Consider the following 12,497-nt stretch of genomic DNA (forward strand, 5'->3'; position numbering starts at 1 on the left):
AAATCGTTATGACCTGGATCATACGACGACCTGCCAAGTGCCGCGCTCGGTGCGGCAGGCGGTGCCGGTTTGCTCGAAGGTCCCGGAGCGATTGACCACGGTCTGCTTGTATCCCCGGCAATCTTGCGTTCCGATCCGATAAAGTTGGGTCGGCACGACCTGCCCCTGGACGGAGCCGGCCTTCCAGGCCACGGCCTCGCCGGCTGGAGCGAACTGAAGCGCCTGGAACTCAGCCAGGAGCGCATTGTCCCTGGCCTCACCGGACAGCCTCACGCCTTTGATCTGGCCGACCAGTCCGGCGCCAAGATCTTTCGCTCCTTCGGCGAACGGACTCGTGACCCCGCCCTGGGTCAAGCAGCCCCCCAGAGCCAAGGCCAGCAGTGCCGGCGCAGCCGCGTTGAAAAACCTACGCATCGCCCCTCGATTCAACACCCCAACGCCGTCCCTCGCTCGCGTCTGCCATGCCGGCACTACGCCTCGACGCACAGAAATAATACCTCACGAGACGCTCGCGCCAAGGGCTCTTGGCAACCTCACCGTCGCGCTAAGGCCACCGAGCGACGATCGCGAGAGTGAAAGCGTGCCGCGATATTCGGCGACGATGTCCGAAACAATGGAAAGGCCGAGACCGCTTCCCGGACGGGCCTCGTCAAGGCGCCGGCCACGCTTCATCGCCTCGGCGATTTCCACCTCCGTCAATCCTTTGCCATCGTCCTGAACCAAGATTTCGAAGCTCCGGTCATCGACGGCGCGCGCGGCGACGCGCACGGTGGCGCGGCCCCATTTGGCCGCGTTGTCCATGAGATTGCCGATGATTTCCTCCAGATCCTGCTGTTCGCCGGCAAAGACGAGATCTTCGCCTCCGTTGAAGTCGAGCTCCACCGCTAGCCGAGGATTGAGCTTGGCGATGACGCGCAGAAGACGCTCCAGCACTGGCCGCACGGGAGTGCGGAACACCGAGCCCTCGGACTGCGCCGCCATGCGGGCACGGTCGAGATGATGCTGGACCTGGACGCGCATCGCCTCACTCTGGTCAGCGATCAGCCGTCCATGTTCACCGCCCACGGCCTTCGCCTCGTTCATCAGAACCGCGATCGGGGTTTTCAGCGAGTGGGCGAGGTTGCCGACCCGCGTGCGGGCGCGTTCGATGATCCGCCGGTTGTTTTCGACCAGGGCGTTGAGCTCTGTCGCGAGCGGCTGGATCTCGGCCGGAAAGCTCCCTTCCAGACGTTCAGCCCGCCCAGCCCGAACGTTGGCGAGAGAGCGCCGCACCCGGCGCAGGGGGCGAAGGCCGAAAAGGATGGCAAGCGCGTTGATCAGGATCGAGCCCAGTCCGAAGATGCCGAGATAGATCGCAAGGCTCCGGCTGAACTCCTCGACGTCCGCGCCGAACGCCCCGGTGTCTCCCATGACGCGAAAGCGCGCGACATGGTTCTCGGTATCCAGAAGAACCTCGGTTTCGACGATTTGAAGCAGCTGTCCCTGTGGGCCCTCGGTCTGGTATTGCCGCCGGTACTGCTCGCCGAACGGCACTTGCGACAACGGCATAGAGGGGATGTTCTCGGCGCCCAACGAGCGCGATGCCAAGCGCCCGCTCGTGTTGTCCGACGCGGGTAGGACCTCCCAGTACCAGCCGGAGAGCGGCTGGAGATAACGCAGGTCGCCCAGTTCCGGCGCGCCTTCGAGCTCGCCGGTTGGAGAGGCCTGCACGCTATTGACCAGATTGTAGAGCTGGGCGACCAGGAGATCCTGGAAGGCGCGAGAAGCCGAGTCCCGATAGAGCGTCGAGATCAATCCGCCGATGACGATGAAGGCGGCCACCGCCCAAAGGGTCGACAGGCCGACGACACGAACGGTGAGCGAGTCAGCCTGCCGGATCCGCATCGTGCAGCCTGTAGCCCAGTCCCCTGACGGTTTCGATGAGATCGACGCCGATCTTTTTGCGCAAACGCCCGACGAAAACCTCGATCGTATTGGAATCGCGGTCGAAATCCTGGTCGTAAAGGTGCTCGATCAGTTCGGTTCGAGAGACGATCTCGCCGGCGTGATGCATGAGATAGGCGAGCAGGCGATATTCGTGCGAGGTGAGTTTTAGGGGGTTGCCGTCGACGAAGGCCCGGGATGAGCGGGTGTCGAGGCGCAGCGGTCCGCAGAGGATTTCCGAAGAGGCATGGCCGGCGGCACGGCGGATCAGCGCCCGCACCCTGGCCAGGACCTCTTCCATGTGAAACGGTTTGGCGACGTAGTCGTCAGCGCCGGCGTCTATACCGGCAACCTTGTCGCTCCATCGGTCGCGGGCCGTGAGGATGAGCACCGGCATCAGCCGTCCGTCCCGCCGCCAACGCTCCAAAACGCTGATGCCGTCCATCTCCGGAAGGCCCACGTCCAGGATCACCGCGTCATAGGGTTCGGTGTCGCCCAGAAAATGCCCCTCCTCGCCGTCATAGGCGCGATCGACGACATACCCCGCCCCTTCCAGCGCTTCGCAGAGCTGCCGGTTGAGGTTCTGGTCGTCTTCGACGACGAGGATGCGCATGACTGTTGTTCCTCCTCGGGAGCGATTGCGTCGAGCGCCGCCTCAGCGGCTTCGCGCTGCCCGCTCAGTGAAGCACCGCGGCCGCGCCACTCCTATTGCGGAATGGTTATCGTGGTCTTGCGTGGGCGCCCGCCATCGGAACTCGGCACCAGAAGCGTGATGACGCAAACTGTTCGGCCGCCCTGCTGGCGGCTCGCCACGGAAAGAACTTCTCCTCCCGTCTGTGCCTGAGCCTGAGCAGCCGCGCGGGAGCAATTGCCGCCCTCCGCTACCCGAATCGGTTTCCCCGCATCGCGCGGTGAATACTCGGCGATCGACGTCGAGGAAAGGACCGTCAGCGCCGATGCCGCGATCGGTGTGCCGTGGCGCGGCGCGGCCTCGACGAGCCCGGCGTCCGCAAGAAGCAGCACGCTCGCGATCCCGATCGCCGCCAATTGAAGAAAGTTCGTCATGGTACTTCCGATTCAAAGTCCCGAACTTTTTAGGCCGCTCTCACTGAATGTCGAATGAACGGCGAGAGCGGCCAGCATCAACGGAAGGCTAATTGATCTGGCGAGTGGCGCCAATGCGACCGAGGATGGCCACGATCGCGCCGACTGCCGCCGCGCCGTTGGCGAGCGCCAGGGCCAGGGCATCGCCTGCTGCGGGATCGATGTGAAGCCCGAACAGGCCGACCGCGCTTGCCCTGAGCGCCACGATCGATCCCCATATCGTCTTGGACTCGTACCACTTCTTGCTGTCCACGCGTCTTCTCCTTTCGTCTCGATGATGATTGCTTCAAGCCGCCCGCTCAAACCACGCCTCGCGCGCGGTCCCGGCGCCGAATTCCATGCTCACCTGGCATACGCTCGCGCTGAGGCGGGGAGGCAGGCGACCGAAAGCCTCCAACTGGCTTGCCGCGCCGACTGTAACCATCGGCGTCGTGCTCTCCAGAACAAGGCTCCGGCCATCTTCGCCCGCAAGGGTGATGCGATAGAGCTCCCCCGTCTCTCCGAGAGGCACCTCGATCCCGTCCCATCGGTCGCCATCGGTGCGCGTCCGCCTCACCCAAGCGAGCGCCAGACCGCCATCCGTCTCGAATGTCGCGCGAAGATGGACGGGCGAGAGGGGGCGCATCGCTCGCAAGCCGAGCGCGGCAACCGCCTCGACGCGCGTTGCGGGATCGAGAGGGCGGCCGGTCGGAGAGATGCGCCAGTGGTTTTCACCGCCAATCTCACCGGGCCTCAGCTGCAATGAACTGGTCGCCTCGTCGAGAAGCACGAATGGGTTTCCCGCCGCCGCACCGGCCGCCATCGCGTCCTCGGTGCCCCCCTGGGCCCGCAGCAGCCCCCTGAGGAGAAAGCGCATGGGCGCAACCTCCTCTGCGGCTTCGAACTGGAGCACCTCCCAGTCTCCGTTGCCACAGAGGATTGCGGCGAGGTTGCTCCCCGCCAGCAGAGCGGCACGCGTGACGCTGAACAGCGCTCCGCGTTTCAGGTCGACCACAATCTGGTTGCCATGGTCGATCAGGCCTTCAGGTCCTGCACCCAGTGTCTGGGCAAGGATGCCGATGGTCGCCGGCCGGCTCGCGACGAAACGGGCGGCGTATCCTTCGCCCGTCGCGGAACTTTCAACGAGGTACGGCACGAAGGGTTTGGCATAGACGGCAAGGCGCGGTGCACTCCCGGCCTCGCCGTTGCTTCCGAGCGGAAGATCGAGAAAATGCACCAGTGGCCGTGACGCGACGACCGGTGCTCGCGCCACAGGTGCGGTCGAAACGCCAGCGAAATCCGGCTCCTCCCCCACACGGTCGGGAAGCAGACGGAGCTCGATCCGGCGTGAGGCCCCGGCCTCAATGCGCGTCACCAGCCAGTCCCCCGTCCGGCCATCGAGAATGGCGGCGTCGCCGCTTTCGATTGCCAGTTCGGCTGGCGACACGGCGAGCAACGCGGTTTCGCGAGCGCCAAGGCGGCTGGCGAGGCCGGCAGCGGCAAATGCCCGCGCTTCATGCTCGGCCAACGTGACAGGCAACTGCACTGTTTCCTGACGCAGTCCATCGCCACAGGCGAGCCCCGCCTCCGCCGCGGCCGTCTGGTAGGCGCGCGAGGGGTCGGAATATCCGACGATCAATTCCTGCGGCATCTCATCCGCCTGCGCACGCCGATACTCGACCAGCGGCCCATCCTTCTCGTCGACGAACGTCGACAGGACGACCTCCGGTTGCCAGCGCCTCAGTGACCGAAAGATAAGGCCTTGCCCGGTCGGACAGGCCACGACACCCGTCAGCGAAAGCAGTTCCTCGAGCGCCGAGCGCGCCGAAACCGGCCCGTCGATCACATAGCCGCCAACCTCCCCGTCGACGGCTGAAACATCGAAATCAGAGAAGCCGTGTGCCGTCAGGAGACCGGCGATGAGGCCGTCGAGGGGAGCGCGACCAAGGCGGCCGGTCAGCCAGTGGCCGCGCAGCCAGTTGGCGCCATCGCTCCACAAATCCATGCGCTCTGGAAACGCGGGATAGGGTCTCGCGTCCCATGCCCAGACATGGATGCCGTCCGGCTCGACCATCCGCCCTCCATAGATCGGCGACACCGGATTATTTGCCTCGATGAAGCCCTCCGCCTCGGGGTTCCAGAAGGACAGCTGGGCTTCGAGAAAGCGCCGCTGGATCGCCGGATCGCTGGCGCCGGAAGAGAAATGCGGAAGGCCACTTTCGGCCGATTTGGGGTCCACGAACACGTTCGGCTGATTGGCCCCCTTGTCTACGGCGGGGCAGCCAAGCTCGGTGAACCAGACGGGTTTGCCCATCGGCACCCATGGGCTGCGACCTCCGACCTCATGGCCGCCCTGCCGTTCGATATGGGCGTTGGCCCACCAACTCCAGATGTCCTTGGCCCGCCATACCCATGGCTTTCCGGCCGCCCCGTCGGTGATCGGCGTGCGGATGCGCCCATTCCGATCCGCTTCGCTGGCATAGTACCAGTCGTAGTCCTCGCCCCCTCTGATATGCCATTTGATGCCGTCTCGGTCATAGGGCGAAGCGATCGCGTCCGGACCGCCATCAGCCCAGTCGGTGGCGCGCCAGTCGGCCGCCGGCAGATAGTTGTCGATGCCGACCACATCGATGGCGGGCGATGCCCAAAGGCTGTCGAGATTGTAGAAGAGGTCCCCCGAACCGTCCTGCGGCCGATATCCGGAATACTCGCTCCAGTCGGCAGCATAGGTGACGATCGTACCCGGCAAGATGGACTTCACGTCAGCGGCCAGCCGGACGAGGGCATCGACAAAGGGGAAAGTGCCCGCCGCGCCGCGCACCCGCGTCAGGCCACGAAGCTCAGAGCCGATGACGAAAGCCGCGACGCCGCCAGCCGCTTTTGCGAGATGGGCCTGGTGCAGCACCATGCGGCGGTAGGACCACTCCGCCGGGCCACGATAGGTCACGGAAGCACCGGAGATCAAAAAGTCGGAGGGCTTGGCGGTCCCAACGAAAGCCGTGATCGCCGCGTCGGCGGCGGCCGTTCCGTCGGGCGAGCCCGGGCGTCCGACCTCAATGTCGAGCGTGATGCGCCCGCGCCAGGGATAGGCGGCCTGCTCACCGTCCCCATAAGGATCAGGCAAACCGTTGCCGGCGCGAATATCCATGAGCAGGAACGGATAGTGTGTGACCTTCAGGCCGCGCGCCTTGATCTCCCGGATGGCCCGCATCACGCCCGCATCGGACGGCGTTCCGCCAAAGGCCGCGCCACCACCGGCCCTGGAAACGAGGTAGGCGCCGGCCCGAGAGACGCCACCAGCGCACCATTTCTCGGTTTCGTCGCGCTGGCGAACCTCGACGCCCGGCATGATGCGGCACTCGCCGGCGCGGAGATCTGTTCCGAACCACGAGACCACCAGAGCAACGCGGGACAGTTCCGGCGCCAGCGCCTGAAGCTCGTCCAGCGAGGCTTCGATGTCGGTCTCGCCGTAGAGAATCGCCCGGTTGACGACCCGGTCCTCGCCGGCGGAAAGCGTCTCGCGCACGGGTTGCGGATCGAGCCCATGCTCGGTCGCTCCCGGCAGCAACGCCACAGCCCTCAGGTTCCCTTCGAGCTGCCCCACAGAGCGGATCACTTCCACTGAAATCTGCGGGATGCGGTTGCCCCAGCTTTCCAGCGGCAGTCGTTCGAAGACGAGATAGGCGAGGCCGCGATAGGCGGGCGTGTTGCCCCGCCCCTGTCGCGATTCGATCAGCGGGTCGGGCATCTGCTCTTCGTCGCCGCGATACAGCCGCCAGGTCACACCGGAAAGATCGAGTTCCTCTCCGTCAGCCCATACGCGCCGGATTCCCGCGATCGGCCCTTCGCTGAGCCCGATCGCGACGTTGCCGAAGTAGCTGTAGGAAGTGACGACCGTTCCGCCACCGCTGCCGCCCTTGCCGCCCTGTCGCTCGCTGGTGCTCGTCTCCTCGAAGCGCGTCGTCCAGATCACCTGCCCCGCGATCCTCGCCGTGCCGAAGAGCCTCGGGATGCCAGCCCCCTCGTCTGCCTCCATGATGCGGCTGGCGGTCAACCGCCCCGCCTCGGCGCGGCCGGTTTTCGAAAACAGCATCGAGTCGACGGCATATCCGCCGAGGGCACCGAGCGCCCTTCCCGCCATCGCGCCGAACGGGCCGCCGATCAGCCCACCGACGATGCCGCCGGCTGCCTGAAGGAGGATAGTCGCCATCGCTCAGACCTCATTGTCGGGAAAGGAGAAGACCGCGGCGATACACTTCGCCCAACCGGGAGACAGCGGAGACGACACGACGGCCGCGCCCTCATAGGCATGGATCAGCCGTCCACCCTCGTCGAGAATGCCGCAATGCTTGGCCAGCGCGTAGCGCTTCCACCGGAAGATGGCCACGTCGCCCGGTTCCGCCGTTTCCAAGGGGCGCTCCACCAGATATCGGCGTGCCGCCTCGATCAGACGGTCTGCCGTTCCGGTTTCCGCCCAATCGGGCGAGTAAGGACCCGGCCGCTCCGGCTCCTCGCCGTAAAGTTCGCGCCAGACGCCGCGAACGAGACCGACGCAGTCGCAGCCGACGCCCTTTCTGCTGCCCTGGTGGCGGTAGGGCGTGCCGAGGAAGAAGCACGCCGCCGCGAGCGCGCGAACGCGTATCGGATCGCTCATGGCACCACCGGCGAGCCATCATGGACGCCGTCCTTCTTGGCGATCCCGAGCGCCGCGTCGGTTCCGGGAATATGGGGAAAGCCGCGAAAATTGAGGCTGTTGGCAAAGCGGTCGCGGCAGGTGGAGAAGCTACGGTCGCATCCGGCGAAGAGCCTCACCGCGTCGCCCGCCGCGACATCTGCGTCCAGCGCCTCGATCACGGTGATCTCTGCTTCGCCTGTCCTGGTGCCCGCGCGAAAGCTGCGAATGTCGGCGCTCAATCCGCTGGCCGCACCTCCCGTCAAGGAAAGACGTCCGTGATTGAAGTTCGCGGGGTCGAGCGGCGGAAGTCCCTTCAGCCTGAACCAAGACCCCTTTGTCTCGGCCACGACGCCGACTGCAAAAAGGTTTGGCGCGGAGAGATCCATCCTGCAGCGGTCGTCGCCGAAAGCGGCATCACAGCGGCGGCGATAGATGCGCCCCTTCGGCTGATCGAGGCTCGATGTAATGTCGCGGAGCTCGGCGGCGAAGGCATGTCCGCCGCGCTTGACCTCGCCGAGGATGGAAACGGCCTTGAGGACGCGATCCTCCGGCTTCTGCCAATTGACGACATAGGTCTCGATGCGGGCACTGTCGTAGCGGCCGGCGCGGATATCAGCCTCGTCGATCGAAAGCGAGGACAGCGCCCCCTTCACCTCCTGCGTACCGGCCGAGAAGCCGACCTCACTTTCCACGTCACCGGCAGAAAGCCCGGTTGCTGCCTCGAACCGGGTTCCGCCGAATGAAAGCGGTTCGTCGTGATCGGTGAAGCCGAGGACGGCGCCATCCTTTCGGGTGAGCCGCCAGCAGGTGGCAAGCGTCGTCGCGACGCCCGCGCAATGGGCTTTCAAGCCGTCGGGAACGTTCCTCAAGGGCGAATCTCCACCAGCGGGATCGAGGGAATTTCGCCGGCCTCGAAGGCGGCGAGGTTGATGACGAGCTGGTCGAGATCGAAGCGCACCGGCACGTCGAACTCGAACCCGGCGGAAATGACCGCGCCGGCCGCCGGCGCGGTATCGAAGGCGAGAAGGCCCGTCTTCGCGTCAACTGCAAAGCCTTGCGTTTGCTCGATGCCATCCACGGCAACGCGAATGCTGCCCGCGACGGGCTTCTCGATCGGCCGGCGATAGGCGCCCTCGCCATGGCCATAGGCCTTCGATAGAGCAAAAGCAGATGTGCTCCCGTCTCCCGTCGCGATCGTCTGATCGAAAGGCGTCACCGCCTTGCCGAAGCGCGTGGAACCGTGGTCGAACGGATCGCGAAAGCGGAATCCCGTCAGCTTGCCCCGCCGTGCCTCGAAGAATTCGAGAACGGCGGCAAGGTCCGCGAGGCTCTTCACGCCCGAGCCGGCGTCATAGTGGCGCGAGGAATGGCGATGGCGCTGGTTGCGGTTCTCATAGCCGGTGGAGAGACGCACAATGTCGGTGCGTCGCTCCGGTCCGCCGCTGGTTCCAAGCGCGAGGCGCAGCGGAAAGCGCTCCTCGCTGAACGATGCGATCGCCATCAAAGCCCCCGCCGTCCGCGCGAGACGGCACGCGCCAGCATCGTTTGGATCTGGGCCTCCGACCTCTTGAAGCTCGCCGCGTCGGTTGCCGTCACGTTGAAGATGATCGAGGGTGCGGCCTGCCCGCCGGATGCGGCGGCAACGCCGAGCGAGCCGTCCGCGCCACGCTTCAATGGCAATATCGCCTCCGCCCCCGCCTCACCCATGAGGCCGATTCGGTTGCCTGCCGGGAAGTAGCTGGGGGATGCGACGACGCCGCCCTGGGCGAAGGGGAGCACGGTGGCGCCGGCCCCGCCTCCCGGCGATAGGCCGACGTTGCCGAGTATTCCCTGAACGAGGTTGCCGAACAGGTTGTCAAGCGGTTTCAGCGCGGCGTTGAGAGCGAGCGAGGAAAGGCGCAGCGAAAGCTGCTGCAGCACGGTGTCGAACGATTTGCCGCCGCTCACGGCCCCCTTGAAAGCGCTTCCCATGACCGAACCGAAGCTGTTTGCCCGGTTCGTCAGATCTCCGATCGCCTTGTCGAAGGCGGACGTATCCGCCTTGATCGACACCGTCATCGTGTCGTCCGTTTCCATCGTCTGACCTTCGTTGTGGTGGGGAGATTTGCGAGCCGGTCAGCGGTGGCCATCGGGAAAGCGTGCCATCAACGCGTCCAGTGCCGGTCGGCTAAGGGTTTGTCCCGGCTTCGGCAGAAGGAAGCCGAGCGCGGCAGCAAGCTCTTGCGGCGTCATCGCCCAGAACTCGGCTGGCGCGAGATGCAGCAGGCCCAATCCGGCGCCGAGCGCCTCGTCCCAGGGAAAGGCCGTGCCGGCGCCGGGCGCATCGACCGCCGGCACGGCTTTCAAGGGCGGGACGTTGGCTCGGGCACGGCTTCTCCGAACGCCGCGGACAGAAGCTCCGCAGCGATTTTCGCGGCGCCAGCCGCACCGTCCTCGATCCTCATGGCCGCGACCTCGGCATCGCTCACCGGTTCGCCTGCTCCGCGCAGTCCCGCGCCGAGGATACGCACGAGGTCGTGCGCCGAGAGCCGGCCTGCGGAAAAGCGCGCCGCCAGCCTCGAGAGGTCTTCGCTGGCAAAGGCGTCCTCCAGTTCCGCGAGCGCTCCCAGCGTCAGGCAGAGCGTCATGGCCTTGCCGTCGATCATGGCGCCGACCTCGCCCCGGCGCCGGTTCACCGCCGGCTTCATTGCGCCACAAACTCCAGCGCGCCGGCCGATTCCAGCGTCATTTCGAACGTCACTTCGCCGTTATGCTCGCCGGCGAATTCCAGCGCCGTCACCTGAAACGGCCCGGTGATCGAGCCGAAATCGGGGATCACAGCCTGGAAGGTGCCGAGCCGCCCCTCGAAAAACAACTGGCGCATCGCCGCGTCGGACGCCGCATCCTTGAAGATGCCGCTGCCGGAGAGCGAGGCCCGCTGAACACCCGCTCCGCCAAGCAACTCGCGCCAGCGCCCGGCGCTTTCAGCGTCGGTGACGTCGACGGGCTCGGCGTTGAAGGCGATGCGGCGGGTCCTGAGTCCGGCGACCGTGATGAAGTTCGACCCACCGTCGGGGTCGAGCTTCAGCAGAAGGTCTTTGCCTCTTTGGGCAGCCATCGGGATTTCCTTGTGAGACGGACAAAGAAAAAGGCGGCCCGGGGAGGACCGCCTTTGGCGATTTGCATGTTGGGGGCGTTGCCGCCCGCGTCAGGCTATGGGTTCAGTCACCGCCCGAAAGCGCAAGATGCCATGATAGGCTGGCGAATCAGGTTCCTGCCGCGCCTCGGCGTATTGGAGCTGAAGGTTCACGAGATTATGCCCCTCCAGCGGAAGATGCGCGTCGTGAAGCTTTTCGGAAACCTTGTCCATGATCTCATAGGTTTCCTTCTTCCCACCGCCTTTCGCCCAAACATGAAGGGTCAGGATATGCTCGGAACCGTCCTCGGTTCCGGTGGACCAATCCACGACCGCCGTTCGCCCGAGCGTCAGATAGGGAAAGTTCGCGCGCTCCGGAGTGCGGTCGAAAACCTTGGGTCCGCCCAGAAGCGAGATCACTGCCGGGTCCGTGGTCAGGGCCTGGAAAATGCTCGTCTGCAGTTCAGCGCTGGGATGGGCCATGGGTGCCGTCCTTTCACCGTGAGGTCAGTCACGCTGTGTGTACCGAAGTAAGGTAGTGCGATCCGACGATCGTGTCACCGCCGAATTAAGCATTTGGGCCGGTCGCACTGATCAATTCTCTTTGTCAGGCATCGTTATCGTTCAGCTTGAAGCTCGAGCCGCGCGAAGGCCGGCTCCACCAGCCGGAAGTTCGCGGCAATCTCGAGAGCACGCCGTCGATTTCAGACTCGGCTCGCAACGACCGATTCGCGACAAAACGCTCGGCGATCTCGCGGGGGGCGCGGCGCAGATTCTGGAGGCTGAAGTCCGCCCGCACGACGATGTTCATGTTTCCTCCGTGCAGCGGCAAACGAGATAGCGTCCGCTTTCGTCTGGGTCGTGAACGGAGAGGATCGTCAGCCGCCGCGATCCGACGGCGAACGCCATGCCGCGTTCGATATCGCCACGCGCCCGGCAGATGACGCGATGCGTCAGGATCGCCTCGTGCTGGTCCAAGCGCTCGCCGGGCGCCATCGTTACCGGCTCGACATGGACGGAGAGCTCCGCAACCTCGCTCCAACTTTCCTCGGCGCCGCCCATGCCGTCGCTGCCGATGAGCTTGCGCTGGAGCAATGCGCGTTTGCGCAGCAGGCCCGGATCGAGAAAGAGCGGGGCCATCAGAGGCGCGCCGGCCGTGCGGCGTCGATCAAGGCTCGCGCCGAGGGCGGGATCAGCGCCGGTTGCATCTCCGCCGCCACCGCGCCTCGGACCTCATAGGATGCGGCCACGATCTTAAGCAGCGCGAGGCGCAATCCGTCGGGCGCCACGCCTTCCTCATACCCGGCCTCGAACTCCACCTCGGCTCCATTGACCGCCGCCGCGCGCACCGCCGGCGAGAGCCGGATCGCCTCAATGCCCAGTTCCCGCTCGATCACGGCGTCCGCGGGTTCGAAGGCGATCGCGCGCCCTTTTGCGTCATAGGCCGTGACCGCGGTCACGGCGGCGAGCGGCCGACGCTTGACCTCGATCCAGCCATCGGTTGGCAGGGCGTCGAGACAGAGACGAAAGGTGCGCCTCGCCAGGACAGAGCCGGTCATCGCCTCCACCGTCTCGCGCGCGGCTCTGGCAAGACACGAAAGCAGCTCGTCCTCGTCGTCGCGATCGATACGGCACCAGCTCTTGATCTCGGCGAGCGTCAATGGCCCATCGAGACCTGGGGAAAGATCGATGATCGTCATC

General features: G+C 65.5%; 17 protein-coding genes. All 17 read right to left on the reverse strand.

Annotation, left to right across the window (positions count from 1 at the left end; all coding sequences use genetic code 11):
- Window positions 1–18: 18 nt before the first annotated feature.
- Window positions 19–414: a hypothetical protein gene (locus B5D38_RS02410; RefSeq protein ID WP_078706779.1), complete on the reverse strand. Its 396-nt coding sequence runs from the start codon at window positions 412–414 to the stop codon at window positions 19–21.
- Between the two features lie 84 nt (window positions 415–498).
- Window positions 499–1,884: an ATP-binding protein gene (locus B5D38_RS02415; RefSeq protein ID WP_078706780.1), complete on the reverse strand. Its 1,386-nt coding sequence runs from the start codon at window positions 1,882–1,884 to the stop codon at window positions 499–501.
- Entirely contained in the window at window positions 1,865–2,536 is a 672-nt protein-coding gene (locus tag B5D38_RS02420; protein WP_078706781.1) for a response regulator transcription factor, read from the reverse strand. The genes B5D38_RS02415 and B5D38_RS02420 overlap by 20 nt, the downstream gene beginning before the upstream one ends.
- Window positions 2,537–2,628: 92 nt before the next feature.
- Window positions 2,629–2,988, reverse strand: coding sequence for a hypothetical protein (locus B5D38_RS02425; RefSeq protein WP_245318741.1), 360 nt, complete (start codon window positions 2,986–2,988; stop codon window positions 2,629–2,631).
- An 88-nt stretch (window positions 2,989–3,076) separates the two neighbouring features.
- The gene (locus B5D38_RS02430; protein WP_078706782.1) at window positions 3,077–3,280 is read right to left on the reverse strand and encodes a hypothetical protein; all 204 of its coding nucleotides are present in this window, start codon (window positions 3,278–3,280) and stop codon (window positions 3,077–3,079) included.
- Window positions 3,281–3,313: 33 nt separating this feature from the next.
- Window positions 3,314–7,216: a baseplate multidomain protein megatron gene (locus tag B5D38_RS02435; protein WP_078706783.1), complete on the reverse strand. Its 3,903-nt coding sequence runs from the start codon at window positions 7,214–7,216 to the stop codon at window positions 3,314–3,316.
- 3 nt (window positions 7,217–7,219) lie between these two features.
- The gene (locus B5D38_RS02440; protein ID WP_078706784.1) at window positions 7,220–7,660 is read right to left on the reverse strand and encodes an NlpC/P60 family protein; all 441 of its coding nucleotides are present in this window, start codon (window positions 7,658–7,660) and stop codon (window positions 7,220–7,222) included.
- Window positions 7,657–8,550 (reverse strand): DUF2163 domain-containing protein, encoded by an 894-nt coding sequence (locus B5D38_RS02445; RefSeq protein WP_078706785.1) that lies wholly within the window; start codon window positions 8,548–8,550, stop codon window positions 7,657–7,659. Before B5D38_RS02445 ends, B5D38_RS02440 begins: the two co-directional genes overlap by 4 nt.
- Window positions 8,547–9,182, reverse strand: coding sequence for a DUF2460 domain-containing protein (locus B5D38_RS02450; RefSeq protein WP_078706786.1), 636 nt, complete (start codon window positions 9,180–9,182; stop codon window positions 8,547–8,549). Before B5D38_RS02450 ends, B5D38_RS02445 begins: the two co-directional genes overlap by 4 nt.
- Window positions 9,182–9,757: a phage tail tape measure protein gene (locus B5D38_RS02455; RefSeq protein WP_078706787.1), complete on the reverse strand. Its 576-nt coding sequence runs from the start codon at window positions 9,755–9,757 to the stop codon at window positions 9,182–9,184. Before B5D38_RS02455 ends, B5D38_RS02450 begins: the two co-directional genes overlap by 1 nt.
- A gap of 39 nt (window positions 9,758–9,796) precedes the next feature.
- Window positions 9,797–10,018: a rcc01693 family protein gene (locus B5D38_RS02460; protein WP_078707079.1), complete on the reverse strand. Its 222-nt coding sequence runs from the start codon at window positions 10,016–10,018 to the stop codon at window positions 9,797–9,799.
- A 5-nt stretch (window positions 10,019–10,023) separates the two neighbouring features.
- Window positions 10,024–10,368 (reverse strand): gene transfer agent family protein, encoded by a 345-nt coding sequence (locus B5D38_RS02465; protein ID WP_078706788.1) that lies wholly within the window; start codon window positions 10,366–10,368, stop codon window positions 10,024–10,026.
- The gene (locus B5D38_RS02470; protein WP_078706789.1) at window positions 10,365–10,778 is read right to left on the reverse strand and encodes a phage major tail protein, TP901-1 family; all 414 of its coding nucleotides are present in this window, start codon (window positions 10,776–10,778) and stop codon (window positions 10,365–10,367) included. Before B5D38_RS02470 ends, B5D38_RS02465 begins: the two co-directional genes overlap by 4 nt.
- 90 nt (window positions 10,779–10,868) lie before the next feature.
- On the reverse strand, window positions 10,869–11,279 hold the full coding sequence (locus B5D38_RS02475) for a DUF3168 domain-containing protein (RefSeq protein ID WP_078706790.1): 411 nt from the start codon (window positions 11,277–11,279) through the stop codon (window positions 10,869–10,871).
- Window positions 11,280–11,403: 124 nt separating this feature from the next.
- The gene (locus tag B5D38_RS02480; protein WP_078706791.1) at window positions 11,404–11,607 is read right to left on the reverse strand and encodes a hypothetical protein; all 204 of its coding nucleotides are present in this window, start codon (window positions 11,605–11,607) and stop codon (window positions 11,404–11,406) included.
- Window positions 11,604–11,936: a phage head closure protein gene (locus B5D38_RS02485; RefSeq protein ID WP_078706792.1), complete on the reverse strand. Its 333-nt coding sequence runs from the start codon at window positions 11,934–11,936 to the stop codon at window positions 11,604–11,606. The genes B5D38_RS02480 and B5D38_RS02485 overlap by 4 nt, the downstream gene beginning before the upstream one ends.
- On the reverse strand, window positions 11,936–12,496 hold the full coding sequence (locus tag B5D38_RS02490) for a head-tail connector protein (protein ID WP_078706793.1): 561 nt from the start codon (window positions 12,494–12,496) through the stop codon (window positions 11,936–11,938). Before B5D38_RS02490 ends, B5D38_RS02485 begins: the two co-directional genes overlap by 1 nt.
- Window position 12,497 lies beyond the last annotated feature (1 nt).

Origin of the sequence: Consotaella salsifontis, assembly GCF_900167365.1 — a bacterium.
GTDB lineage: Bacteria > Pseudomonadota > Alphaproteobacteria > Rhizobiales > Rhizobiaceae > Consotaella > Consotaella salsifontis.